This is a genomic window from Pseudomonas sp. Z1-29 (genome assembly GCF_051131995.1).
GTDB lineage: Bacteria > Pseudomonadota > Gammaproteobacteria > Pseudomonadales > Pseudomonadaceae > Aquipseudomonas.
This window is the reverse complement of sequence record NZ_CP071645.1, coordinates 5,528,000-5,552,933: the sequence shown is the minus strand read 5'-3', so window position 1 is coordinate 5,552,933 and position 24,934 is coordinate 5,528,000. Positions and strand designations below refer to the sequence as shown.

The 24,934-nt window shown below is 62.1% G+C and carries 16 protein-coding genes and 2 pseudogenes; 6 read left to right on the top strand and 12 right to left on the bottom strand.

The window, feature by feature from the left end; all coding sequences use genetic code 11:
- The 3 genes from J3P84_RS25245 to J3P84_RS25235 are packed head-to-tail and all read right to left on the bottom strand — an operon-like array spanning position 1 to position 1,743.
- Positions 1–258 (bottom strand): phosphopantetheine-binding protein, encoded by a 258-nt coding sequence (locus J3P84_RS25245; RefSeq protein ID WP_434570104.1) that lies wholly within the window; start codon positions 256–258, stop codon positions 1–3.
- Positions 239–1,048, bottom strand: a complete 810-nt coding sequence (locus tag J3P84_RS25240; protein ID WP_434570102.1) for a lysophospholipid acyltransferase family protein — start codon at positions 1,046–1,048, stop codon at positions 239–241. The genes J3P84_RS25245 and J3P84_RS25240 overlap by 20 nt, the downstream gene beginning before the upstream one ends.
- The gene (locus J3P84_RS25235) at positions 1,024–1,743 is read right to left on the bottom strand and encodes a beta-ketoacyl synthase chain length factor (RefSeq protein WP_434570100.1); all 720 of its coding nucleotides are present in this window, start codon (positions 1,741–1,743) and stop codon (positions 1,024–1,026) included. Before J3P84_RS25235 ends, J3P84_RS25240 begins: the two co-directional genes overlap by 25 nt.
- Before the next feature lie 358 nt (positions 1,744–2,101).
- Here J3P84_RS25235 and J3P84_RS25230 point away from each other — a divergent pair, with 358 nt between their 5' ends.
- A complete protein-coding gene (locus tag J3P84_RS25230; RefSeq protein ID WP_305497306.1) occupies positions 2,102–2,875 on the top strand; it encodes a ParA family protein in 774 nt (257 codons plus the stop codon).
- A gap of 118 nt (positions 2,876–2,993) precedes the next feature.
- Here J3P84_RS25230 and trxC read toward each other — a convergent pair whose 3' ends face one another.
- On the bottom strand, positions 2,994–3,416 hold the full coding sequence (trxC, locus tag J3P84_RS25225) for a thioredoxin TrxC (protein WP_434602606.1): 423 nt from the start codon (positions 3,414–3,416) through the stop codon (positions 2,994–2,996).
- A 171-nt stretch (positions 3,417–3,587) separates the two neighbouring features.
- Positions 3,588–4,214 carry an isochorismate family cysteine hydrolase YcaC gene (gene ycaC / locus J3P84_RS25220; RefSeq protein ID WP_018603387.1) on the bottom strand — a complete coding sequence of 209 codons (627 nt, stop codon included), beginning with the start codon at positions 4,212–4,214 and terminating at the stop codon, positions 3,588–3,590.
- Between the two features lie 285 nt (positions 4,215–4,499).
- Here ycaC and J3P84_RS25215 point away from each other — a divergent pair, with 285 nt between their 5' ends.
- Complete coding sequence (locus J3P84_RS25215) at positions 4,500–4,769, top strand: hypothetical protein (RefSeq protein ID WP_434570094.1); 270 nt, start codon at positions 4,500–4,502, stop codon at positions 4,767–4,769.
- Positions 4,770–5,066: 297 nt separating this feature from the next.
- Here J3P84_RS25215 and selO read toward each other — a convergent pair whose 3' ends face one another.
- The 5 genes and pseudogenes from selO to J3P84_RS25190 form a co-directional block, all read right to left on the bottom strand.
- Positions 5,067–6,530 carry a protein adenylyltransferase SelO gene (gene selO, locus J3P84_RS25210; RefSeq protein WP_434626428.1) on the bottom strand — a complete coding sequence of 488 codons (1,464 nt, stop codon included), beginning with the start codon at positions 6,528–6,530 and terminating at the stop codon, positions 5,067–5,069.
- A 37-nt stretch (positions 6,531–6,567) separates the two neighbouring features.
- Positions 6,568–9,930, bottom strand: coding sequence for a mechanosensitive channel MscK (gene mscK, locus J3P84_RS25205; protein ID WP_434626427.1), 3,363 nt, complete (start codon positions 9,928–9,930; stop codon positions 6,568–6,570).
- A 34-nt stretch (positions 9,931–9,964) separates the two neighbouring features.
- Positions 9,965–11,707, bottom strand: a complete 1,743-nt coding sequence (locus J3P84_RS25200; protein ID WP_434626426.1) for a potassium/proton antiporter — start codon at positions 11,705–11,707, stop codon at positions 9,965–9,967.
- A gap of 283 nt (positions 11,708–11,990) precedes the next feature.
- Positions 11,991–12,590 (bottom strand): annotated as a pseudogene (locus J3P84_RS25195) (methyl-accepting chemotaxis protein); the annotation flags it as partial.
- A 303-nt stretch (positions 12,591–12,893) separates the two neighbouring features.
- A pseudogene (locus J3P84_RS25190) lies at positions 12,894–13,550 on the bottom strand (MCP four helix bundle domain-containing protein); the annotation flags it as partial.
- A 323-nt stretch (positions 13,551–13,873) separates the two neighbouring features.
- Here J3P84_RS25190 and J3P84_RS25185 point away from each other — a divergent pair.
- Together J3P84_RS25185 and J3P84_RS25180 are read left to right on the top strand one after the other, a co-directional pair.
- The gene (locus J3P84_RS25185) at positions 13,874–14,104 is read left to right on the top strand and encodes a hypothetical protein (RefSeq protein WP_305497293.1); all 231 of its coding nucleotides are present in this window, start codon (positions 13,874–13,876) and stop codon (positions 14,102–14,104) included.
- Positions 14,101–14,403: a cell division protein ZapA gene (locus J3P84_RS25180; RefSeq protein WP_434626425.1), complete on the top strand. Its 303-nt coding sequence runs from the start codon at positions 14,101–14,103 to the stop codon at positions 14,401–14,403. The genes J3P84_RS25185 and J3P84_RS25180 overlap by 4 nt, the downstream gene beginning before the upstream one ends.
- Positions 14,404–14,617: 214 nt before the next feature.
- On the opposite strand, the gene J3P84_RS25175 is transcribed toward J3P84_RS25180, so the two are convergent.
- Positions 14,618–16,420 carry an acyl-CoA dehydrogenase gene (locus J3P84_RS25175; protein WP_434626424.1) on the bottom strand — a complete coding sequence of 601 codons (1,803 nt, stop codon included), beginning with the start codon at positions 16,418–16,420 and terminating at the stop codon, positions 14,618–14,620.
- Between the two features lie 256 nt (positions 16,421–16,676).
- Positions 16,677–20,630: a trifunctional transcriptional regulator/proline dehydrogenase/L-glutamate gamma-semialdehyde dehydrogenase gene (gene putA / locus J3P84_RS25170; protein ID WP_434626423.1), complete on the bottom strand. Its 3,954-nt coding sequence runs from the start codon at positions 20,628–20,630 to the stop codon at positions 16,677–16,679.
- A gap of 462 nt (positions 20,631–21,092) precedes the next feature.
- Between putA and putP the strand changes: the two genes are divergently transcribed.
- Positions 21,093–22,577 (top strand): sodium/proline symporter PutP, encoded by a 1,485-nt coding sequence (gene putP, locus J3P84_RS25165; RefSeq protein ID WP_434626422.1) that lies wholly within the window; start codon positions 21,093–21,095, stop codon positions 22,575–22,577.
- Positions 22,578–22,866: 289 nt separating this feature from the next.
- Positions 22,867–24,894 carry a type VI secretion system tip protein VgrG gene (locus J3P84_RS25160; protein ID WP_434626421.1) on the top strand — a complete coding sequence of 676 codons (2,028 nt, stop codon included), beginning with the start codon at positions 22,867–22,869 and terminating at the stop codon, positions 24,892–24,894.
- Positions 24,895–24,934: the final 40 nt, after the last annotated feature.

Sequence of the window (24,934 nt, the reverse complement as noted above, 5' to 3'; positions counted from 1 at the left end):
TCAGGGGCGTTTTGCAGTGACGAAGGCCGCAAGGCTTGCCACATTGCTGAAATGGTTACGGGTGTCCTTGGCGTCGGCGTCGATCTTGATGCCGTACTGCTTCTGAATCGCCAGGCCGAGCTCCAGGGCATCCACCGAATCCAGGCCCAGGCCTTCGCCGAACAGGGTCTGGTCGTCGCCGATGTCCTCGACGGCGATGTCTTCCAGGCCAAGGGCGTCGATGATCAGCTGTTTGATGTCACGGTGCAGATCGCTCATCTTCGGCGAGCTCCTTGATGTAATAGTGATGCAGAAAATCGTTGAGCCGGCGCGAAGCCTGCGGCGGGGGGCCAAGCGCGGTGAAGGCTTGTGGGTCTATATCGGCCCCCACGCGAAAACTGAAGTGCACGCGCCGCTGGGGGATGCGATACCAGGGTTCGGCCTTGGTCAGGGTGGTGGGGCTGACCTTGATCGTCACGGGTGTGAGGATCTTCGCGCCCCGCAGGGCGATGGCCGCGGCCCCGCGATGAAAGGCCGGGGCCTGGCCTGGCTGGGTGCGCGTACCTTCGGGAAAGACGATCAGGCACTGGCCGTCTTGCAGCGCGTCACTGGCTGCATCGAGCATGTCCATGCTGCCATCGTTGCTGATGTATTGCGTCGAGCGCAGCGGGCCACGGGTGAAGGGGTTGGTCCAGAGACTCTGCTTGACCACGCAGTTGGCGTCGCGCACCAGCCCGATCAGGAACACCACGTCGATCAGCGAAGGGTGGTTGGCGATGATCATCTGCCCGGGCCGGCCGAGTTTCTCCGCGCCGTCGATTCGATAGGTGAGCACGCCAGTACGGGCCATGAACCGGATGAAGAACCAGAACAGACGTCCAACCGTGCGGCGGGCCCGTTGCCGATGGGCCGTGGGATCGCCGGGTAACGCACTGAGCAACGGGAACACCACCAGTCGCAGGCACAGCCCGCCCAGCCCGAAGAGGGCGAAGCTTGCAGCAGTTGCGAGCAGGCGCCAGTAGTAGGCGTCGCGATGTTTACCGGTCACCGGTTGCGTTGCCAGGTCCATAGACGATTCTTCCAGGCATGTTGGCAGGTGGTGTCGTTTTCCAGCAGCTTACGCAGCAGATCCAGGGCATGGGGCCAGTCGCTGCCGGGCATCGGTGCCGGCGGGCTGGATAATTCAAGTTGCCAGTCGTCTCCCGAAGTCAGCAGGAGCCCCAGCGCGTAGGGAAACGGCACGTCGTTGACCCACGGCGCGTACACCTGCGGTGGTTGCTCTTCAGTGATCACCAGCAGTACCGCCGGCGCACCCTCGTTCAGCAGTGCGGCGGCCTCCAGCATGCCGTGCTCCAGGCCGTCGCCGGTAGCGGCGAGGGCGGTCATCTCGCTGGTTTCGCCGCGCATGATCGACCACAGGCCTATGACGGCGTTATGCACCGACAGGCTGAACTGTGTCGGCGATAAAGGCTGATCGGCTGCCAGGTCCTTGAGAATCTCAAAAGTGCGCGGGGTTTCGCCGTGACGGGAAATAAAGACCAACGGCAGGTCCGGCCGACCTTCGGCCAGTGGCCAGGCGACGCTGAACGCCATGCGCGCCAGGCGGCTGAGTCGGCGGCGCTGCATGGCGGGCAGGAACGACACGTCAGGGGCCGCATCGCTGATGGGCGGCACGGCCGGTTGTCGGCTCCATGCCTGCCAATCGTCCACGCTTTCGAGCCCAGGGGCCCATGCGCGCCATTGGGCGATGTTGAAATTGATCACAGACTCATCCCACCCCTGCGGGCTTTTTCTTGTCACGGTTCAGTGGCTTGACCCGCGCCCAACCCTGCATGGCCTTGCGGCCCAAGTGGCGCGCATTATCCCGGTGCGGTTGGCTTGTAGCAAATGCTGGTTACATTTTGTCCAGAGAAATCCGTCGGCTGGTCAGCCCCGGTTCGGGCATGGCCATTATTGCGGTTGTGTCGAGGCTGTCTGTCGGACGCTTCTGTCACTTGGTCGGGGTATTGACGCTCGGTTGTCCGAAAAAGCCACCGACACTGTAATCCGTCCATGACCGAGGTAGCGAAGCGGCGCCTTGGCCTACTACACTCGGGAATCTTTGATACACGGAGGTTTTGTCATGCGGCGTGTGGTGTTCAATCAGAAAGGTGGCGTGGGCAAGTCCAGCATCGCCTGCAATCTGGCGGCGGTCAGCGCCAGCGAGGGTTATCGCACGCTGTTGGTGGACCTGGATGCCCAGGCCAACTCCACTCAATACCTGACTGGCCTGACCGGCGATGACATTCCCATGGGGATCGCCGACTTCTTCAAGCAGACCCTGTCGTCGGGGCCCTTCTCGAAGAAGAACAAGGTCGATATCTACGAGACGCCGTTTGACAACCTGCATGTCATCACCGCCACGGCAGAGCTGACGGATCTGCAGCCCAAGCTTGAGGCGAAACACAAGATCAACAAGCTGCGCAAGCTGCTCGAAGAGCTCGACGAGGACTACGACCGGATCTACCTAGATACTCCGCCAGCCCTCAACTTCTATGCGGTTTCAGCGCTGATCGCGGCTGATCGGGTACTGATTCCTTTCGATTGCGACAGCTTCTCTCGCCAGGCGCTGTATGGCCTGATGGCGGAAATCGAAGAGCTGAAGGACGACCATAACGAAGGCCTGGAAGTCGAAGGCATCGTCGTCAACCAGTTCCAGGCCCGCGCCAGCCTGCCGCAGCAGATCCTCGACGAATTGATTGCCGAAGGCCTGCCGGTGTTACCGGTGTACCTGAGCAGTTCGGTGCGCATGCGTGAGTCGCACCAGGCGAGCCTGCCGCTGATCCACCTGGACCCGCGGCATAAGCTGACCCAGCAGTTTGTGGAGTTGCATAATCTGCTGGAAAACGCCGACTGACTGGCTTGCACAAATCCACTGTGGGAGCGAGCCTGCTCGCGAAATCGGTGGCACATTCAACATTGGAGCTGCCTGACAGTCCGCTTTCGCGAGCAGGCTCGCTCCTACGGTGCTGAGGTCAGATCCCCTGGCCGCGCAACCAATTCATCAGCTGCGGCAAAGGAAACGCCCCGCTCTGCCGGGCAACCTCCCGGCCATCCTTGAACAGAATCAGGCTGGGAATCGAGCGAATCCCCAGCTGGGCCGACAGTTGTTGGTTGGCCTCGCTGTCGAGCTTGGCCAGTCGGCATTTACCCGCCAGCTGCGCGGCGGCCTGTTCGAAGACCGGCGCGAAGGACTTGCACGGACCGCACCAGTCTGCCCAGACATCCACCAACAGCGGCAGGTCGCCCTTGATCTGGCTGGCGTAGTCGCCTTGCTTGAGTTCGAACGGTTCGCTCAATAACACCTGGGCCTTGCAACGTCCGCACTTGGGCTGGTCGCCCAGGCGTTCGGCGGGGATGCGATTGAGGCCGTTGCAATGAGGGCAGGGGATCAGCATCGGGTCGGTCTCCTGAAAATCGTTGGTACAGGTTGAACATTATATCGAAACCACCACAAAAACCTGTGGGAGCGAGCTTGCTCGCGATGGCGGCGTCTCAGTCAATACTGCATCGACTGTCAGACCGCTATCGCGAGCAAGCTCGCTCCCACAAGGGAAATGGTGTGGCCGTTACTTCGCGTTGGTCAGCGTGTTGTAGCTGGTCATGAGGTTGCGATAGTCCGGGATGTGGTTGGAGAACAGGGTCGCCAGACCTTCCACATCGTTGCGCCAGTCGCGGTGCAGTTCGCAGGCCAGGCCGAACCACGTCATCAATTGCGCGCCCGAGGAGGACATGCGGTCCCACGCCGATTGGCGGGTCAGTTCGTTGAACGTACCGGACGCATCGGTCACTACGAACACCTCGAAACCTTCGGCCAGGGCCGACAGGGCCGGGAAGGCTACGCAGACTTCAGTCACGACACCGGCGATGATCAACTGCTTCTTGCCGGTGGCCTTGATCGCCTTGACGAAATCTTCGTTGTCCCAGGCGTTGATCTGGCCAGGACGAGCAATGTAAGGCGCGTCCGGGAACAGCGTCTTGAGTTCTGGCATCAGCGGGCCGTTGGGGCCGGTTTCGAAGCTGGTGGTGAGGATGGTCGGCAGTTGGAAGTACTTGGCCAGGTCAGCCAGGGCCAGCACGTTGTTCTTGAAACGGTCCGGGTCGATGTCGCGCACCAGCGACAGCAGGCCAGCCTGGTGGTCCACCAGCAGAACGGCGGCGTTATCTTTGTCGAGACGGTTGTAGGAAGTAGTCATGGCGTAGTCCTCTAAGTTTTGGTGGCCGAACGTTTCGGCGTGAGTAAGGGTTTCTAGATGTCGGTAAATCGGTGATCCATCTGGCCGAAGCGCCGGCTTCAATCCGTGTTGCGTTTCGATGGGTAAAGATTAAAACCGACACCTTTGTCGCGCCAGACTGCAAAAATCAGCCTTAGCGTTCTATTTTAGGAACGATGCGCTGCGCCATTCATCAGATGAGCCGCACCCCGAGCCCGCCAGACCCTCAAAACACCACAACGTAATTTTTGCGAACCCGGAGGTCCCATGAGCAATCCTCAAGACCCAACCCTTCCCCAGACGCTGGACAACCCCAACGACGACGGCTTCGTGCTTGGCACCGCCGGCCGCGACGAAGACCCGAACGCCGCCACGGCCTATGCGACCGATGACCGCCATGATCGCGATGAGCTGACCCCGGAAGACGCCCGCGGCATGCCGGGGTATCCCGACGAAAAAAAACCGGCGGAACCGGCGGCGGAAGAAGCGGAATCTGGCATCGAGACGCCTGAGCAGGGGAACGATAAGGCGGGGTGAGCGGGTAGCCCGGAGGTGGGCGGTTGATTGAAGATCGCCATCGCGAGCAGGCTCGCTCCCACAGGAGTTTGGTGTTGTGGTCTATATCGCGATCACATCGCTCCCAATGTGGGAGCGAGCCTGCTCGCGAATACTCTCTCTCCCTGACAATCTGAAGCCGTGGCGAGGGAGCTTGCTCCCGCTCGGCGGCGTAGCCGTCGTGGTTTACCTGGACGACTGCGTCGGTCTTTCAGGACTGCTTCGCAGCCCAGCGGGAGCAAGCTCCCTCGCCACGGGGGCCATGTGTCTGGCAGGTCGTTACGACGAGCAGCTGATCTCCAGGTGCTTGCCCCATTCCGGCGGCCTTTCGGCGTAGCTGTCCATGCCCGGTTGTTCTTCGAACGGACGGGACAGTACGCCGTGGAGGCGGCGGACTTCTTCGTAGTCGCCTGATTCGGCGGCGTCGATGGCTTTCTGCGCCAGGTAGTTGCGCAATACATACAATGGATTGACCGCGTGCATGCGGGCTCTGCGCTGGGCTTGATCGACAACGCCCTCGCGATTGACCCGAGCGAGGTAAAGCTCGCCCCAGGCATCGAAACCCTTGAGATCGACAAAGTCATCGCGCAAGCGGGCGACGGCCTGTTCGGGCGCCTGTTCGCCCAGGCGACGGAAAAACAGGCTGTAGTCGACGCCGCTGTTCTGCATCAGTTGCAGCAGGCGCTCCACCAGTTTCTGGTCATCGTCCTCGGCGCGGGTCAGGCCGAGGCGGCGGCGCATCAGGTCCAGGTAATGGGCCTGGTACAGCGGCAGATACAGACCCAGGGTCTCGCGCAGGGCGTCGACGCTGATGAAGGGGGTCAGGGCCTGGGCCAGGGCGCTGAGGTTCCACTGGCCGATGGGCACCTGGTTGCTGAATGAATAGCGGCCCTGGTCGTCGGAGTGGTTGCAGATGAAGTTGGCGTCGAAGTCGTCGAGGAAGGCGAAAGGGCCGAAGTCGAAGGTGATACCCAATATCGACATGTTGTCGGTATTCATCACCCCGTGACAGAAGCCGTAGGCCTGCCATTTGGCAATCAACTCGGCGTTGCGTTCGACAATCTCCCGATACATCGCCAGGTACGGTTCCGGTTGCTCCCGGCACTCAGGGAAATGCAGGTTCAGCACGTGCTCGGCCAGGGCCGCGTGCAACTCCGGTTTCTTGGTGTAGTAGAAGTATTCGAAATGCCCGAAGCGCACATGACTCGGCGCCAGGCGCAGCACCATGGCGGCGCGCTCCTGCTTTTCGCGCCATACCGGGGTGTCGGAGCCGATCACACACAGCGCGCGCGTGGTCGGGATGCCCAACGCATGCAAGGCTTCGGAGGCGAGAAATTCGCGGATCGAGGAGCGCAGTACCGCCCGGCCATCGCCCATCCGCGAAAACGGTGTCTGGCCGGCGCCCTTGAGGTGCAGGTCCCAATGCTCGCCGGCCTCGTTGTACACCTCGCCCAGCAGCAACCCGCGGCCATCGCCCAATTGCGGGTTGTAGTGGCCGAACTGATGCCCGGAATACACCATGGCCCGAGGCTCGGTTTCGGCCCAGAGTTTGTGGCCGCCGAAAATTTCGGCAAACAGTGGCGTCTGTGCTTCGGCCGGATCCAGGTCAAGCAGCGCCATCGCGGCCGGGCTGGCAACCACCAGGCGCGGATTGTCGATGGGCTCCGGCAGCACGTGGGCCGAGAAACCGTCGCCCAGGCGGGCGAAGCGGTTATCGAAAGTCAGCGTTTCCAGTGTTTTCATGGCCATCTCCGACGGGGCGCCCGCAGGCATCCCGCGATCAGTCGAGTGTCTGTTGCGGTGGCTCCGGAATGGGCTTGATGCTGGCTACGGCCGAGGGCACGGGCCCGAGGGTCTTGTGGTCGGGCTCGGCGGGCACCAGCTTGTATTCCTGGCCTTGCAGGTTCTTCAGGTAGATCTCCATCTGACGGAACGAGATGTTGATATGTTCCTTCTTGAATTCCCGGTTGATGAACCGGTTGATCTCGTCCAGCACCGGGTTGCGGTCGCCGAGGTCGCGCACATGCATGCGCAACTCGTGGTCCAGGGTGCTTTCACCGAAGTTCAGGAAGTACACGATCGGCTCCGGCTCTTTCAGCACGCGCGGGTTGTCGCGGGCAGCCTTGAGCAGCAGCTCGCGAACCCGATCCAGGTCCGATCCGTAGTCCACGCCGAGTTTCAGGGTCACCCGGGTCACGGTGTCGGTCAGCGACCAGTTGATCAATTGCCCGGTGATGAAGGTCTTGTTCGGGACGATGATGTCCTTGCGATCGAAGTCGGTGATGGTGGTCGCGCGAATGCGGATCTTGCTGACCGTGCCCGACAGGTTGCCGATGGTGATGGTGTCGCCGATCCGTACCGGACGCTCGAACAGGATCATGATGCCGGAGATGAAGTTGGCGAAGATCTCCTGCATGCCGAAGCCCAGGCCCACCGACAGCGCGGCCACCAGCCATTGCAGCTTGTCCCAGCTCACGCCCAGTGTGGACAACGTGGTGACAAAACCGACGCCGGCGATGACATAGGACAGCAGCGTGGTGGTGGCGTAGGCGCTGCCCTGGGCCAGGTTCAGCTTCGACAGCACGAACACTTCCAGCAGGCCAGGCAGGTTGCGCGCCAGGGCGAAGGTGATACCGATGATGATCAGCGCGCCAAGCATGTCGCCGATGCTGATGGGCACCATGCTCATGTTCACGCCGGTGCCGCTGGTGTATTCGTAGAGGGTGATGTTGTCCAGGTAGGAGAACACGCTGATCAGGTCCGACCAGACCCAGTACAGCGCGGCCATGAAACCGCCCAGCAGGGCCAGGCGGATCAGGCGCAGGGACTGTTCGTTGACCTTCTCGATGTCCAGGGTCGGCTCCTCGACCACCGTTTCACCGTCGCCGACCTCCTTGGCCGCCTGGCGCTTGGCCAGGGCGCGCTGGTAGGCCAGTCGCCGGGCCGCGACCGACAGGCCGCGCACGAAGGTGGCTTCGATTACCAGCCAGAACATCAGCAGGTACAGGGTATTGATCAAGCGATCGCTGAGTTTCAGCGCGGTGTAGTAGTAGCCGAAGCAGACAGCGACGAACAATGCGATCGGCAGCGCGGTGAACAGTACGCCGACGGCCTTGCGAAACAGCGAGGCGTTGGTGTGCGTCGGGCTGCTGAGCAGCAGTCGGCTGAGCAGCCAGGCCATCGAGGCGTAGCAGGTCAACACCACCGGCATGCCGAGTACGTCATCGGCCAGGGCCGACGGCTGCAACTCCGCCACGGCAACCACCGCCACCAGGGCCAGCACCACCAGGCCAAGTCGACGGATCCAGGCCTGGAGGAATTCCACCTGGGGTTTTTCCCAGCGGAAATGCAGCTCGGCGACGCCTCCGGGAGAGAGGATTCGATAGGCGGTATAGAACACCAGCCAGGCTTGGCCGATCTGCAGCAGCGCGGCGCCGAGGTTGGTGTTCTGCCCGCGGGCGTCGATCTGCAAGGCATAGCCGCACAGCGCCAGTGCCAGGGCCACCGGCATCGCCAGCAGGATGTTGATCAGGATCGCCTGGGGCGTGTGCCACTGGCTGTCGCGCTTGAAGTGGCCGACATCCTGGTGAACCTTGTTCAAGCGCGCATAAAGATTCTTGCGTCGCCACAGCAGCGCACCGATCAGCAGTGCCAGGGGCAGGAACAGCAGCGGCCGCTGGGTCAGGCCGTCGGCCAGCTCACTGAGGCTCGACGCCCAGGGCAGTGAGTCGACCTGCTTCTCCAGGCGGGCCGGCACGCCACGCATCCATTCGAAATCCAGCGGTTTGTTGCTGGGAATCCAGAACATCTGTTCTTCGAGCGTTGCCCGCAGGTTCTGGGCGGTACTGAGCAGTTGCTTCTGGTTGAGCTGCAAGGTGATGGATTCGTTGAGCACCGCGCTCAACTCACGGTTCAGCCGTTCCAACAGGTCGACCCGGGTCAGGGCCAGCTCCAGCAGCGTCTTGCGCAGTTGCGGCGTGACCTGCTCCGACGGCTGGGACGCCAGCAGGCTGTCGACATAAGCGCTTGGATTGTTCAGCAGCTCGCGTTGCTGGCTGACCTCGAACTGGTACAGGCGGATGTCGGCGATCTGGTCGGCGAGGTTCTGGTCCAGTTTCAGGTGTGGCAGGGTCTGGCGCTGCTTGTAGAGAATCTTGGAGAGCAGCAGGCTGCCCTTGAGCACGCTGATCTGCTCATCCAGAGCGGCGTCGGTCTGGGTGACGCTATCGAGCAACTGCTTGGTTTGCAGGTTCTGCTGGGTGACCTCGTTGAGCCGATCGGTGCTTTTGAGCAGGTAATCGGAGAGCTTCAGGTTGGCCGAACTTTCGGTCGCCAGCAGGCTGCTGCCGCCGGCCTTCTGCGCTTCGATGGATTGCTGGGTCACCGTTTCCTGGGACTGGGCCAGGCGCTTCTGGTTGATCAGGTTCTGCAGATCCTGGATCTCTCGCTCCATGCGGTCGATCTTTTCCGACAGCAAATCATGCTGGCTGTTGCCCAGGTCTTGCAGCTGGCTGTTGCCGGCCAGCTCCTGGCGGCGCAATGGAATCAGCGCATTGAGGGCCGCCAGTTCAGCGTTGAGCTGGTCGCGCTGTTCGGCGCTGAGGGCCTTGCCGGCGTCGCGGCCGGCCTTGAGGATGGTGTTGATCTGCTGGATGCGGGTCTGGCTGGCGGAGATTTCCGCCTGGGCGCGCTCGGGGCGGGTCTGGGCGGTGATCACCAGGCTGTTGGCGTCGGCCAGGGCCTTTTGCAGGTCGCTCTGCTGGGTGGAGCGCTCCGTCAGCATCTGTTCGAGCTGAGGGATGGGCAGGTTGGCGTAGCGCTGCGCCACCGGCACCACATTGGTGCCCTTGAGCCGCGCCAGCTCGCGCTGGTTCTCGATGTTCTGCTTGGGGGCGTTGGCCAGTTGCTGCTTGAGGGCTTGCAGCTTCTGTTCGTAGTCGGCCTTGTTGCTGAGCTGGGTCAGGGTATTCTGCAACACGGCCTGCAAGGCTTTCTGGTCGGCCTCCGGCAGTTTGCGGTCGGCGATCTTGTCCAGGCTGGCCTGGACCGAGGCGCTGGTAGGCGGTTCAGCGGCCTGGACGGTGCAGATGGAAAGACTCAGGCCGAGCAGGGCGATGGCGAAAAAGGAGCGCAGGGTAGGCATAAAGACCGGTCAAGCAAGTGAGAGTGGGAGCAGTTTAGAGGAACAAGCCGGGGCCCGGGCGACTTCCTTCGGGGAATCTGACGCCCACTTTGCCGATCTTGTTCCCGTCCATGGCCGCGACGGTCCACAGGGTACTGTTCCACTCCACCTGGTCGCCGACCACCGGAGCCCCCCCGACTTTCTGGGCAATGAAGCGGCCCAGGGACATGTCCGGATCGATGCCGTCGAGTTGCAGCCCGTACAGCGCCGCGACCGCGGCCAGCTGGGCGTCTCCTTCGAGTACGAAGTCGCCGAAAAAGCGCAGATCGAGGCCCCGTTGCGGCGCCTGGCTGAACAGTTTTCCCAGGGCTGGCAGGTCGTGTTCATGGCCGATTACACACAGCAGATCACCGACTTCCAGGACCGTACTACCCGACGGATGGAGTAGTTGCTGGCCACGAAACAAGGCCGCAATACGGGTTCCGTCAGGCATTTTCAGATCCCGAAGCGGCGAGCCGATGCACCACTTTTCCGCACCGAGGCGATAGATGAACAGCTCCCACTCGCTGGTGACGTGAACCTCCAGCGCTGCCCGGGAAATCGGCAGAGGTTCTGGCGGGACGGTCACGTGCAGAAGCTTGGCGACCCACGGCAGGCTCGTGCCTTGCACCAGCAGCGACACCAGCACGATAAAGAATGCCAGGTTGAAATAGAGCTGTGCGTGAGGCAAACCGGCCATCAGCGGGAACACCGCGAGGATGATCGGTACCGCGCCACGCAGGCCGACCCAGGAAATGAACACCTTCTCGCGACCGTGGAAAGCCTTGAACGGCAACAGCCCGACCATGACCGACAGCGGGCGCGCGAACAGGATCATCCACAGGGCCAGGCCCAGGGCGGGGAGGGCGATCGGCAGCAGGTCATGGGGCGTGACCAGCAGGCCCAACACCAGGAACATGCCGATCTGCGCCAGCCAGGCCATGCCATCGAGCATGTGCAGGATGCCGTGGCGACTGCGTATCGGGCGGTTGCCGATCACCAGTCCGCACAGGTACACGGCCAGGAAGCCGCTGCCATGCAGGGCGTTGGTCAGGGCAAACACGGCCAGGCCGCCGCTGATCACCAGGATCGGGTAGAGGCCGTTGGCGAGGTTGATGCGGTTGACCAGTTGCAGCATCAGCCAGCCGCCACCCAGGCCGATCACGGCGCCGATACCGAACTCGCGCACCAGGTGTCCCAACAGGCTCCACTGCAGACCGGTTTCGCCGCTGGCGAGCATGCCGATCAGGGTAACGGTGAGGAACACCGCCATCGGGTCGTTGCTGCCGGACTCGATTTCCAGAGAGGCGCTGACCCGTTCGTTGAGGCCTTTGCCGCCCAACAGCGAAAACACCGCCGCAGCGTCGGTGGAGCCGACGATCGCACCGATCAACAGGCCCTGGATCAGGTTCAGGTCGAATAGCCACGCCGCTGCCAGGCCGGTCAGCCCGGTGGTGATCAGCACGCCGACGGTGGCCAGCGACAACGCCGGCCACAATGCCACGCGAAAGCTTGAGACCCGCGTGCGCAAGCCGCCGTCGAGCAGAATCACCGCCAGCGCGAGGTTGCCGACCAGGTAGGCCGTGGCGTAGTTGTCAAAAAGAATACCGGCACCGTCCACGCCGGCGACCATGCCCACGGCGAGGATGATCACCAGGATCGGGATGCCCAGGCGCGACGAAAGAGAACTGACCAGAATGCTCGCACTCACCAGCAACGCGCCGATCAAGAACAGGCTGTTGATGGTCGTCGCAGTCAAAGGCAGTACTCCGGAATCTTGAGGGGGCAGGCGCAAACTGACCATGCAGTCTGCGTGCCAGCGATTCTAACCTGTTGAAATGTGATGCTGTCAAAAAAGGTTGGGATCGACGTATGTGCACCGGATCCAGAGAGGAAAACACCGTGGCGAGGGCGCTTGCTCCCGCTCGGCTGCGAAGCAGTCGTCGCTTTTAAAGACGGGGCCGCTGCGCAGCCCAGCAGGAGCAAGCTCCCTCGCCACAAAAGCGTGGGTCGCGCACAGTCTGTGAGCGACCCACAGGCGGTCAGAGGCTGAACCGCCCGACCATGCTGTTCAGGTCTACGGCCAGGCGCGACAGTTCGGCGCTGGCGGCGGTGGTCTGGTTGGCGCCGGTGGCCGATTGCACCGACAGGTCGCGGATGTTCACCAGGTTGCGGTCGACTTCGCGGGCCACCTGAGCCTGTTCCTCGGCGGCGCTGGCGATCACCAGGTTGCGTTCGTTGATCTCGACGATGGCGGTGTTGATGGTGTCCAGGGACATCCCGGCCCCGCGGGCGATGTTCAGCGTCGACTCGGCGCGTTCGGTGCTGTTGCGCATCGAGTCCACGGCCTGTTCGGTGCCGCTCTGGATGCTGCCGATCATGCGCTCGATCTCGCTGGTCGACTGTTGGGTGCGGTGGGCGAGGGCGCGTACTTCATCGGCTACCACCGCAAAACCACGACCGGCTTCACCGGCACGGGCCGCTTCAATGGCAGCGTTCAGTGCCAGCAGGTTGGTCTGGTCGGCCAGGCCACGGATCACATCGAGCACTTTGCCGATATCGCGGGACTCATCGGCGAGGTTGCCGATCAGCGTCGCGGTGCTCTGCACGTCGGCGCTCATGCGTTCGATGGCGCTGACGGTCTCTTGCACCAGGTCACGACCGTCACCCGCCGAAGTGGTGGCGTTCTTCGACGCTTCGGAAGTGCTGACCGCGTTGCGGGCGACTTCTTCCACGGCGCTGGTCATCTCGTTGACCGCCGTGGCGGCCTGCTCGATTTCGTTGTTCTGCTGGGTCAGGCCACGGGCACTTTCGTCGGTGACGCTGTTGAGTTCTTCGGCGGCGGAGGCCAGTTGGGTGGCCGAGCCGGAGATCCGCTGCAGAGTGTCGCGCAATTTCTCCTGCATGGTCGCCATTGCCCGCAACAGGCGGCCGGCTTCGTCGCTGCCATCCACGACGATCGGCCGGGTCAGGTTGCCCTTGGCGATTTCTTCGGCAGCATCCAGGGCGTTGGCGATTGGCTTGGTAATGCTGTTGGTCAACAGCCAGGCGAACAGCAGGGTCAGGCCGGTGGCGACGATCAGCAAGGTGACGACCCAGGTGAAAGCCGTTGAGTACTGTTGGGCGGCACCCTGGTTGAGCATTTCGGCCTGGCGATTGTTGATTTCCATCAAGCGGGTGACCGCCGCGTTGATCGCGTCGGAGTTGCTCAGCAATTCAGTGTTGAGCAGCGCTTGCAATTGATCGAGCTGGTTGTTGCGCGAAAGGGTCTTCATCCGCTCTTCGAGCTGGCGGTACTGATTCAGCAACTGTACGTATTGCTCATAAGCGGCGCGTTCATCCGGGGCGCTGATGAGCTTTTCGTATGCGGTCTGCGCCTCGCGGATCTGCTGATTGCGTTGTTCGAACAGCTCATAGGTTTTCTGCTGGACGTCCGGTTCACGGTTGGTCAGCAGGCGATAGGACAGGACGCGAAGGCGCAGGGTGAGCTGGGTGAACTCGTCGAGGGCCTTGATGCTCGGGACGCTGTTCTGGACGATGGTTTCGCCCGAGACGCGGATCTTGCTCATCTGGCTCAAGGCAAATACGCCCAGGGCCAGCATCAGGGCGCCGATCAGGGCAAACCCCAGGAACGCCCGCGGCGCGATGTTCATATTACGTAGGGACATGAGAGTTACCGTGAAAAAGCGCGTCCGTGCGGGGCTGTGACTGGTTTCCTGACTTATCGGTCTGGCAACTGAAGTCTTGAGGGCGCTGCGTGCTTTTGTCGCACGCCATCGGGGTTGGCGCGACGAAGGGTCGGAACCAGATTTCCCGATCACAGTCTTTACAGCTCGCGAGCGGGATACCGCTGCCTTCTGAGTCGTGGCGCCGACGGTGACTTTTCTTTATCGTACGCGCCCCCTTGAAAAGCCTGGAATTCAATATGTTGGAAACATCCCTCAGCCAGCTGGAGCAACTGGTCAACGACCTGGTGCAACAGAACCGCCACCTGACCGGCCTGAATGAAAGCCTGAGCGCCGAACTGGCCAAGGCCAAGGATGAAAACGAAAGCCTTCAGCTGAACCTGATGGAACAGGAAGAATTGCACGGCACCACCGCCGCACGGATCCAGGCCCTGATCGAGCGCGCCAGCACCGCAACGGTCGGCGCATGAAGCAGGGTGCCGATGGGGTGACGGTCGTCTCGATTCTCGGAGAGGAATACTCGATCAAGGCGCCGGCCGGGCAGGAGCAGGCGCTGCTGGACGCCGCTTCGATGCTCAAGGCGGCCCTGGCCGATACCAAGCGTAAATTCCCGACGTTGATCGGCGACCGCCTGCTGGTGCTGGCGGCCATGAACCTGTGTTCGCAACAGATTGAAATGCAAAAGCAGCACCGCGCGGAGCTCGACCGCTACGAGGAGCAGGTCAGCGCCACGGTCGAGGTTATTTCCAAGACGATCCAGCAGGCTTGAACCTTTAGCGAATGTTGGCTGTGGTGCGGGTGGGAGCGAGCCTGCTCGCGAAAGCGTCGGATCAGGCGATTCAGCTTTAACTGACAGACCGCTTTCGCGAGCAGGCTCGCTCCCACAGTAGATCTATGGCGAACGCAGATGTTGCGTTCACTTGAGCCCCCTGTGGGAGCGAGCTTGCTCGCGAATGGATTTCAGCCGCGCAGCAAGCTCCGGCTCAAAACCACTCATCCCGCATCCCCAGGCACGTATCATCCCGCGCCTCGAGAATCGCTAGCTCGTGGTGACAGCCCGGCACTTCCCAGGTCAGGAAGTAGCGCGCCGCTTGCAGCTTGCCCCTGTAGAAGTCCACATCCGCCGCGTTGCCCCTGGCCAGCCCTTCCTCGGCGCGAATCGCCTGTTCCAGCCAGCGCCAGCCAATCACCATATGGCCAAACACTTTCAGGTACAGCGCCGAATTGGCCAGGCTGCTGTTGACCTTGCCCTGGGCCAGGTCCGTCAGCAGCCCGAGGGTGACCGATTGCAGGCGCGCCACCAGGGCTTCCAGCGGCTGGCGCAGGGGCGTCAACGAATCGTACGCCTGGGCGCGCTCGCTGGTATCGGCCACCAGACGGATCAGTTGCTTGAGACCGGCCCCGCCGTTCTGTGCCAGTTTGCGTCCGAGCAAGTCCAGGGACTGGATGCCATGGGTGCCTTCATGGATCGGGTTCAGGCGGTTGTCGCGGTAATACTGCTCCACCGGATATTCACGGGTGTAACCATGGCCGCCGAGAATCTGGATCGCCAATTCGTTGGCCTTCAGGCAGAACTCCGATGGCCATGATTTGACGATAGGCGTCAGCAGGTCCAGCAACTCATGGGCGCGGCGGCGCTCGGCTTCGCTCTCAAGCGTAGTGGTGTCGTCGAACAGCCGCGCCGCGTACAGGCCCAGGTCGAACGAACCTTCCACGTAGGCTTTCTGGGTCAACAGCATGCGGCGTACGTCGGCGTGCTGGATGATCGGTACGGGCGCGGTGCCTGGATCCTTGCTGTCGGGCACTCGTCCCTGCGGGCGCTCGCGGGCGTATTCAAGGGAATACAGGTAACCGGCGTAGCCCAGCATGACGGCGCCCATGCCGACGCCGATCCGCGCCTCGTTCATCATCTGGAACATGTAGCTCAGGCCATGGTGCGGTTTGCCGACGAGGTAACCGACACACTCACCGTTATCACCGAAGTTCAGCGCCGTAGACGTAGTGCCGCGCCAGCCCATCTTGTGAAACAGCCCGGCCAGCAGTACGTCGTTGCGCTTGCCCAGGCTGCCATCTTCGTTGACCAGGAACTTGGGCACGATAAACAGCGAGATGCCCTTCACGCCCGGCGGCGCGTCCGGCAGTTTGGCCAGGACCATGTGCACGATGTTTTCCGACAGCGGATGGTCGCCACCGGAAATGAAGATCTTGTTGCCCTTGAGTCGATAAGTGCCGTCGGACGCCGGTTCCGCGCGCGTACGAATATCCGCCAGCGAAGAACCCGCGTGTGGTTCGGTCAGGGCCATGGTGCCAAAGAAACGGCCGTCGATCATCGGTTGCAGGAAGCGTTGTTTCTGCTCATCGCTACCAAAGCTTTCGATCAGGTTCGCCGCGCCCATGGTCAGGAACGGGTAGGAAGTCGAAGCGGCATTGGCCGACTGGAAGTGCGCGAAGCACGCCTGGGACAGTAGCGTCGGCAGTTGCATGCCGCCGGCGTCGAAGCTGCGGGCGGCGTTGAGAAAGCCCGCCTCCAGGAACGCATCCACCGCGGGTTTCACTTCCGGGATCAGGATGGCCTGGCCATCTTCGTAGCGCGGTTCGTTTTCGTCGTTCTTGCGGTTGTGCGGCGCGAAATATTTTTCGGCGATGCTGCGGGCCGTACCGATGGCTGCGTCGAAGGTTTCGCGATTGTGCTCGGCAAACCGTTCGCGCTGGGTCAGGCCTTCGGCATCAAGGACTTCATACAGCTCGAAAGCCAGATTGCGGGAACTGAGCAGCGTCTCGGACATGGCGGCCTACCTTTTCTTGGAATGGGCCGAGTCTAGGTGTGAGGCGGGAGGGTGAACAGCAAGATTGATTTGGGTGATGGAGCGGCAGAACGCAGGGGGTGATCTGACGCGGATAAAATGTGGGAGCGAGCTTGCTCGCGATAGCTATCTCACATACAACAAAGATGCTGGCTGTCAGGCCGCTATCGCGAGCAAGCTCGCTCCCACAGGTTCGGTGGGCTGAGCATCTATTGCCGATGCTCAGCGAACGTCGCGCTTAACCGATCGTCATCAGACTGGCGTTACCACCCGCCGCCGCGGTGTTGACGCTCAGCGCGCGTTCGATCACCAGGCGTTCCAGGGCGATATTGGTTTCGCCCTGGGACAAGCCATGCACCCCGACGATCGCCCCGGCGCGCTTGGCCACTTGCTGGCACACGCCGCGCAACTGGTCAGAGTCGCCGTGGTGCAGGACTGCGTCGAACAGCACGTCGTCCTTGGTCCAATCGGCAACCCGCTGGATACGCGTTTGAATGTCCTTCGGCAAGCGTGCGAACAATGCCTTGCTGGTGTCGGTTTCCGGCCACACGGCCGAGCCGCCTACGGCGAATACGGCCGCCAGCTGCGTCAGCAGGTCGCCTTCCACGTCCGCCAGGCACAACACGTGCTCGCGGGGCAGGATGGCGTAGCTGTTGCGTTCGCCGGTCGGGCCGGTCAGCTGGCGGGTGATGCCGCTTTGCGACTGGGCGGCGAACTGCACGCACAGGGCGCTCAGTTCGGCGAGCTTGTGGCTGTCGGCCCAGGCTTGCAGGGCGGTCAGCGGTTTGCTCATGGCGTCGCGCAAGCGCAGGTCCGGTGCCGACAGGGCATCGCCACGTACGAAGGACTGCTGGATCGCATCGGTAGGACGAGTCGACAACAAGCGGTACAGGTACAGCGGGCCGCCGGCCTTCGGACCGGTGCCCGACAGGCCTTCGCCGCCGAACGGCTGCACGCCGACCACGGCACCGACGATGTTGCGGTTTACATAGACGTTACCGGCATGGACGTTGTCGATCACCTTGGCGATGGTTTCATCGATGCGCGTGTGCACGCCCAGGGTCAGGCCGTAGCCGGAGGCGTTGATCTGACCGATCAACTGGTCCAGTTCCTTGCGCTTGTAGCGCACCACGTGCAACACCGGGCCGAAGATCTCGCGTTGCAGCTCGTCGAAGCTTTCCAGCTCGATCAGGGTCGGCATCACGAAGGTGCCGCGCTTGCACTCGTCGCTGTCGGCGATTGCCATCTGATACACGGTGCGACCTTTATCGCGCATGGCCTGGATGTGTTTCTCGATACCGGCCTTGGCTTCGGCGTCGATCACCGGGCCGATGTCCACCGACAGGCGCTCGGGGTTGCCGAGGCGCGATTCGGCCATGGCGCCCTTGAGCATTTCGATGACGCGGTCGGCGGAATCTTCCTGCAGGCACAGAACACGCAGGGCCGAGCAACGCTGGCCGGCGCTGTCGAAAGCCGAGGACACCACGTCGATGACCACTTGTTCAGTCAGGGCCGAAGAGTCGACGATCATCGCGTTCTGGCCGCCGGTTTCGGCGATCAGCGGGATCGGCCGGCCCTGGTTGTCCAGGCGTCCGGCGATATTGCGTTGCAGCAGGCGCGCGACTTCGGTTGAACCGGTGAACATCACGCCTTTTACCCGATCGTCACCCACCAGGCGTGCACCAACGGTTTCGCCACGGCCCGGCAGCAATTGCAGGACGCCTTCCGGAATGCCGGCTTCAAGCATCAGGCGCACTGCCTGGGCAGCCACCAGAGGCGTCTGCTCGGCGGGCTTGGCCAGTACCGGGTTGCCGGCGGCCAGTGCGGCGGCGACCTGGCCGCTGAAAATCGCCAGCGGGAAGTTCCATGGGCTGATGCAGACCACCGGGCCCAATGGACGGTGGGCATCGTTGGTGAAATCGTTGCGCGCCTGCACCGCGTAGTAGCGCAGGAAGTCCACGGCCTCGCGTACCTCGGCGATGGCGTTGGCGAAGGTCTTGCCGGCTTCGCGGGCCAGCAGGCCCATCAGCGGCTGGATCTCGCCTTCCATCAGGTCGGCGGCGCGCTCCAGAATCGCAGCGCGTTCGGCCGGTGGCGTGGCTTGCCAGATCGGCGCGGCGTTGAGGGCGCACTGGATGGCGTTGTCGACATCGGCGACGGTAGCCTCCTGCACGTGGCCCACCACGTCACGATGATCGGCCGGGTTCAGCACCGGTGCCGGGGTTTCTTCACTGGCGGCGCAGCCGAGCATCGGCGCGGCTTTCCAGTCGTTGTGGGCGGTGGCCAGCAGGGCGCAGGACAACGAGGCCAGGCGATGTTCGTTGGCCAGGTCGATGCCGCTGGAGTTGGCGCGCTCGCTGCCGTACAAATCGCGTGGCAACGGAATACGCGGGTGCGGCAGGCCGAAACCGCCTTCCAGCGTTGCCATCTGCTCGATGCTCGCCACTGGATCGGCCACCAGCTCCTGGATGGAAATCGACTGGTCGGCGATGCGGTTGACGAACGAAGTGTTCGCGCCGTTTTCCAGCAAGCGCCGCACCAGGTAGGCCAGCAGCGTTTCGTGGGTGCCGACAGGCGCGTACACACGGCACGGACGGTTCAGCTTGCCTTCGGAAACCTTGCCTACAACCTGTTCGTACAGCGGTTCGCCCATGCCGTGCAGGCACTGGAACTCATACTGCCCCGGGTAATAGTTCTGACCGGCGATGTGGTAAATCGCCGACAAAGTGTGGGCGTTGTGCGTGGCGAATTGCGGATAGATGACTTCCGGCACCGACAGCAGCTTGCGGGCGCAGGCGATGTAGGAAACGTCGGTGTACACCTTGCGGGTGTAGACCGGATAGCCTTCCAGGCCTTCGACCTGGGCGCGCTTGATCTCGCTGTCCCAGTAGGCGCCTTTCACCAGGCGGATCATCAGGCGGTGACGGCTGCGACGAGCGAGGTCGATCACATAGTCGATGACGTACGGGCAGCGCTTCTGGTAGGCCTGGATCACAAAGCCGATGCCGTTCCAGCCGGTCAGCTGCGGCTCGAAGCACAGGCGCTCGAGCAGGTCCAGGGACAGTTCGAGGCGGTCGGCCTCTTCGGCGTCGATGTTCAGGCCGATGTCGTATTGCTTGGCGAGCAGGGTCAGCGACAGCAGGCGCGGGTACAGTTCGTCCATGACGCGTTCGTACTGGGCGCGGCTGTAACGCGGGTGCAGGGCCGAAAGCTTGATGGAAATGCCCGGGCCTTCGTAAATCCCACGGCCGTGAGAGGCTTTGCCGATCGAATGGATGGCTTGTTCGTACGAGGCCAGGTACTTCTGGGCGTCATGTTCGGTGAGCGCGGCTTCACCGAGCATGTCGTAGGAATAACGGAAGCCCTTGGCTTCGAATTTGCTGGCGTTGGCCAGGGCTTCGGCGATGGTTTCGCCGGTGACGAACTGCTCGCCCATCAGGCGCATGGCCATGTCGACGCCCTTGCGGATCATCGGCTCGCCGCTCTTGCCAATGATGCGGCTCAGCGACGAAGTCAGGCCGGCTTCATTATGAGTGGCGACCAACTTGCCGGTCAGCAGCAGGCCCCAGGTGGCGGCGTTGACGAACAGCGACGGGCTGTTGCCCAGGTGCGGCTGCCAGTTGCCCGTGCTGATCTTGTCGCGAATCAGTGCGTCGCGGGTGCCTTTGTCCGGGATGCGCAGCAGTGCTTCGGCGAGGCACATCAGCGCCACGCCTTCCTGGGACGACAGGGAAAATTCCTGCAGCAAGCCCTGGACAATACCGGCACGCCCGCCGGCGCTCTTCTGGTTGCGCAGTTTTTCCGCGATCGACGCCGCGAGCTTGTTGGTGGCTTCGGCCATTTCGGCCGGCAGTCGGGCCTGCTCGATCAGCATCGGCACCACTTCCGGCTCAGGGCGGCGGTAGGCGGCGGTAATGGAGGCGCGCAGGACCGATTGCGGCAGAATGCTTTCGGCGAACTCCAGGAAGCACTGGTGAGCGTGGTCGGGGTGGACTTCACCGGCATCATCGCTGTCGGCGCGGGTCGAGCCGTTCAGCTCGGTCAGGGTTGCACCACCCTCGAGTTTTTCCAGGTAATTGAAAATTGCCTGCTTGATCAGCCAGTGCGGCGTGCGATCAATCGAGGTTGCGGCCGCCTTCAGGCGTTCGCGGGTCGGGTCGTCGAGTTTGACCCCAAGGGTGGTGGTAGCCATATTTTTATCCTCATGTTTACCACGTATGGCGTGGCATCAGCTGGCGGCAAGATTAGCTGCGAGCCGATAGAGGTGCAACCGGGTGCAACCTGTTTTTTGTCGAAATATTGAGCAGCTCATCAGGACGCACCGGGCTCCGAACATGCTTCGCACTTTGTTGGTGCGCTACTGAGCCGAAAATCACCCTTGTGTGCACCAATAGCGTGCGAAAAGTCTCCTTCCGTACGAATATTCCGACTAGGTGCAACTTATTTGAACGAAACTGGTTGCACCTTATTTGATTTGTTGAATAGCATTCGCGGCCAAGGTGCAACCGGCTTTCCGCCGAGGGGCATCGGCTGGTGGCTTTCCTGGGGAAACATCAGTCATAAATTCGCGGGTCCACAAAACGTCGGTACAACGTCTGCGTTGTCCGGGTTTTCAACTGCCACCGCACCATAAAAACAAAGCCAGGGCGTACTCATGAGTTTCAGCAATCCTACCCTGATCACCTTCGTGATCTATATCGCAGCCATGGTCCTGATCGGCCTGATGGCTTATCGCTCCACCAACAACCTTTCCGATTACATCCTGGGCGGTCGCAGCCTGGGCAGTGTCGTGACGGCGCTCTCTGCCGGTGCCTCCGACATGAGCGGCTGGCTGTTGATGGGTTTGCCCGGCGCCATCTATATGTCCGGCCTGTCGGAAAGCTGGATCGCCATCGGCCTGATCATCGGTGCCTACCTGAACTGGCTGTTCGTGGCCGGGCGCCTGCGGGTGCAGACCGAGCACAACGGTGACGCGCTGACGCTGCCGGACTACTTCGCCAGCCGTTTCGAAGACAAGAGCGGTTTGCTGCGGATCATCTCCGCCGTCGTGATCCTGGTGTTCTTCACCATCTACTGCGCTTCCGGCATTGTTGCCGGTGCCCGTCTGTTCGAAAGCACCTTCGGCATGTCCTACGAGACCGCGCTGTGGGCCGGTGCCGCCGCGACCATCGCCTACACCTTCATCGGTGGTTTCCTGGCCGTGAGCTGGACCGATACCGTGCAGGCCACGCTGATGATCTTCGCGTTGATCCTCACGCCAATCATCGTGCTGCTGGCCACCGGCGGCGTCGATACCACGTTCCTGGCCATCGAAGCGAAAGACCCTACGTCGTTCGACATGCTGAAAAACACCACCTTCATCGGCATCATCTCGCTGATGGGCTGGGGCCTGGGCTACTTCGGCCAGCCGCATATCCTGGCGCGCTTCATGGCGGCAGATTCGGTCAAGTCGATTGCCAAGGCGCGTCGTATTTCCATGGCCTGGATGATCCTGTGCCTGGGCGGCACCGTTGCCGTCGGTTTCTTTGGTATCGCCTACTTCTCGGCGCACCCTGAAGTGGCCGGTCCGGTAACCGAAAACCCTGAGCGTGTGTTCATCGAACTGGCGAAACTGCTGTTCAATCCATGGGTTGCCGGTGTCCTGCTGTCGGCCATCCTGGCGGCGGTCATGAGCACCTTGAGCTGCCAACTGCTGGTATGCTCCAGTTCCTTGACCGAAGACTTCTACAAGACGTTCCTGCGCAAGAGCGCTTCCCAGCTGGAACTGGTCTGGGTCGGTCGTTTCATGGTGCTGCTGGTAGCGGTCATCGCCATCGCCCTGGCCGCCAACCCGGAAAACCGCGTGCTGGGCCTGGTGAGCTACGCCTGGGCCGGTTTCGGTGCGGCATTCGGTCCTGTGGTACTGATTTCGGTGATCTGGAAAGACATGACCCGTAACGGCGCGCTGGCCGGGATCCTGGTGGGTGCGATCACCGTAATCGTCTGGAAGCATTTCGAGCTGCTGGGCCTTTACGAAATCATCCCTGGCTTCATCTTTGCCAGCCTGGCGATCTACCTGGTCAGCAAGATGGGTTCGCCAACCGCCGGCATGCTGCAGCGCTTCGACGCGGCCGAGAAGGATTTCCGCTTGAATCAATAAGCCACTCGGCGAGGCCTTCATGGCTCGTCTGAAGGTTTGGAAAACGGCTCGTCTCTTATGGAGGCGGGCCGTTTTTTTTGGCGGCGCCCCGGCCCGATTGTTGGAGAGACTCCGCCGTTACCTCACTTTGCCTGACAGGCTCTGCCAAACCGCGATGTCAGGCGATACGTTTGTTTTTTGCAACCTTTGCCCCGTCGTCTGTAAGGCAAATCTGTTTTTTCCGCTGATCGGTCCAATCCGCCATGGCTCATGCAGAATCGTTTGCCTCCCTTTCGCAGAGGCACATCGGATGTTCGCGCCTGCCAACTCGCCACGTTTTACGCTGACATTCGACAGCGGCCCGAATGAATTGCAGGTCCTTGAGTTCAAGGGCACGGAAGCCGTCAGCCAGCCCTATCGCTTTGATCTGGAACTGGTCAGCGAGCGGCCCGACCTGGTGCTTGAAGATCTATTGCATCGTCAGGCTTATCTGCGCTTCGGCCACCAAGGTGGCGGGATACACGGCCAGGTCTATAGCGTCGCCCAAGGCGATTCGGGCGAGCGGCTGAGCCGTTATCAAATCAGCCTGGTGCCTCGCCTGGCTTACTTGCGCCATCGCATCAACCAGCGGATTTTCCAGCACCTGAGCGTGCCGGAAATCATCGCCCACGTATTGAAGGAACACGGTATTCTCGCCGATGCCTGCCAGTTCACTGGTCTCGGCGGACGATACCCCGAGCGTGAATATTGCGTGCAGTACCACGAAAGCGATCTGGTTTTTATCGAGCGGATTTGCGCCGAAGTCGGCATCCATTATCACTTCCGACACAGCCCTGACGGCCACCTGCTGATATTTGGCGACGACCAGACGGTGTTCCCGCGCTTGCCCGAGTCCACTGTGTATCTGCCCGGCAGCGGCATGGCTGCCGCCGAGCCGGCCATCAAGCGCCTGGCGGTGCGGCTGCAGACCCACACCAACGCCGTGATGTTGCGCGACTACGATTTTCGCAAGCCGGGCCTCTCGTTGCAGGCGGACATCGACAATCAGCAACTTCCCGTTCTGGAGAGTTATCACTACCCCGGCCAGTTCACCGACCGCGACGATGGCCAGCATCTGGCCCAGCATGCTCTCGAGCGGCAGGCGGGTGATGGGTGCCTGGCGGAGGGCGGCAGCGATGACAGCGCCTTTGCCAGCGGACATTTTATGTGTATCAAGGAGCATCCCCGGGCGCAATGGAACGACCTCTGGTTGCTGACGCAGGTTGACCACCATGGCCGCCAGCCGCAGGTGCTGGAAGAAAACGCCTCTGTCGGCGCGGATGAGTTCCAGGGCTACCGAAATAGCTTCCTCGCGACGCCGTGTGAAGTGTTCTTTCGTCCGCCCTTGCAACACAGGAAGCCGTCCGTCAACGGCTACCAGCCCGCGGTGGTGACCGGCCCGGCGGACAGCGAAATACATTGCGACGCGTTCGGGCGGGTCAAGGTGCAACTGGTCTGGGATCGCGACGGTAAGCGTGACGAGCATTCCAGTTGCTGGCTGAGGGTGGCGAGCGGCTGGGCACACGATCACTACGGCGGCGTGATGATTCCCCGGGTCGGCATGGAAGTGCTGGTGGGGTTCATGGAGGGCGACGTGGACAAGCCGCTGGTGGTGGGCTGTCTGCCAAACGGCGCCAACCCGGTACCGCTGGACCTGCCGGCGGACAAGACCCGCAGCATATTGCGCAGCCAGAGCAGCCCCGGTGGCGGTGGCTACAACGAGTTGCGCATCGAGGACCGCAAGGGTGCCGAGGAAATCTACCTGAGGGCCCAGCGCAACTGGACCCAGCACGTGTTGCACGACCAGCGCGTGCAGGTCGATCACGAGCGCAGCATCGTGGTCGCAGGCTTGTCGCGGCATGAACTGCAGAACGGCGAGCAGCGCATCACCGCAGGTCGGCGTCAGGTCGAGGTCCGCCAGGACGATCACCTGCTGGTCACGGGCGATCGGCATATCCGCGTGGCCAACCAGGCCATCAGCGCCGTGGGGGGCTTTCATGTCAGTGCCGGCCGGCAGATCGTGCTGGAGGGTGGCGCCAGCGCGACCATCCAGGCCGGTGGGCACTGGATCAACATCGGTCCGGGCGGAATCTTCAGCAGCGTACCGATCCAGGTCGGTGGTGCACCGATGGCAGCCATGGGGGCCGAAGCCATTGCGCCCGGCGCGGCGGAAAAACTCGCCGCCGCGCCGGCCTCGTCCCTTAGCCATGCGCAGATCCTCAGCCTGAAAAGCCCCGCGCCGTTCTGCGAGGAATGCGAGCGCTGCAAGGAGGGCGCCTGTGATCTGTTGGCGTATTGAGGCTCGTTGTAAGGGGCTGCTGCGCAGCCCAGCGGGAGCA

What these genes read in the sequence shown, in the direction of transcription:
- J3P84_RS25180 (WP_434626425.1), top strand. Translation starts at nt 14,101, where the DNA reads ATGAAGCAGGGTGCCGATGGGGTGACGGTCGTCTCGATTCTCGGAGAG.
- putP (WP_434626422.1), top strand. Translation starts at nt 21,093, where the DNA reads ATGAGTTTCAGCAATCCTACCCTGATCACCTTCGTGATCTATATCGCA.
- J3P84_RS25230 (WP_305497306.1), top strand. Translation starts at nt 2,102, where the DNA reads ATGCGGCGTGTGGTGTTCAATCAGAAAGGTGGCGTGGGCAAGTCCAGC.
- putA (WP_434626423.1), bottom strand. Translation starts at nt 20,630, where the DNA reads ATGGCTACCACCACCCTTGGGGTCAAACTCGACGACCCGACCCGCGAA.
- mscK (WP_434626427.1), bottom strand. Translation starts at nt 9,930, where the DNA reads ATGCCTACCCTGCGCTCCTTTTTCGCCATCGCCCTGCTCGGCCTGAGT.
- J3P84_RS25245 (WP_434570104.1), bottom strand. Translation starts at nt 258, where the DNA reads ATGAGCGATCTGCACCGTGACATCAAACAGCTGATCATCGACGCCCTT.
- J3P84_RS25185 (WP_305497293.1), top strand. Translation starts at nt 13,874, where the DNA reads ATGTTGGAAACATCCCTCAGCCAGCTGGAGCAACTGGTCAACGACCTG.
- J3P84_RS25215 (WP_434570094.1), top strand. Translation starts at nt 4,500, where the DNA reads ATGAGCAATCCTCAAGACCCAACCCTTCCCCAGACGCTGGACAACCCC.
- J3P84_RS25160 (WP_434626421.1), top strand. Translation starts at nt 22,867, where the DNA reads ATGTTCGCGCCTGCCAACTCGCCACGTTTTACGCTGACATTCGACAGC.
- J3P84_RS25175 (WP_434626424.1), bottom strand. Translation starts at nt 16,420, where the DNA reads ATGTCCGAGACGCTGCTCAGTTCCCGCAATCTGGCTTTCGAGCTGTAT.
- selO (WP_434626428.1), bottom strand. Translation starts at nt 6,530, where the DNA reads ATGAAAACACTGGAAACGCTGACTTTCGATAACCGCTTCGCCCGCCTG.
- ycaC (WP_018603387.1), bottom strand. Translation starts at nt 4,214, where the DNA reads ATGACTACTTCCTACAACCGTCTCGACAAAGATAACGCCGCCGTTCTG.
- trxC (WP_434602606.1), bottom strand. Translation starts at nt 3,416, where the DNA reads ATGCTGATCCCCTGCCCTCATTGCAACGGCCTCAATCGCATCCCCGCC.
- J3P84_RS25240 (WP_434570102.1), bottom strand. Translation starts at nt 1,048, where the DNA reads ATGGACCTGGCAACGCAACCGGTGACCGGTAAACATCGCGACGCCTAC.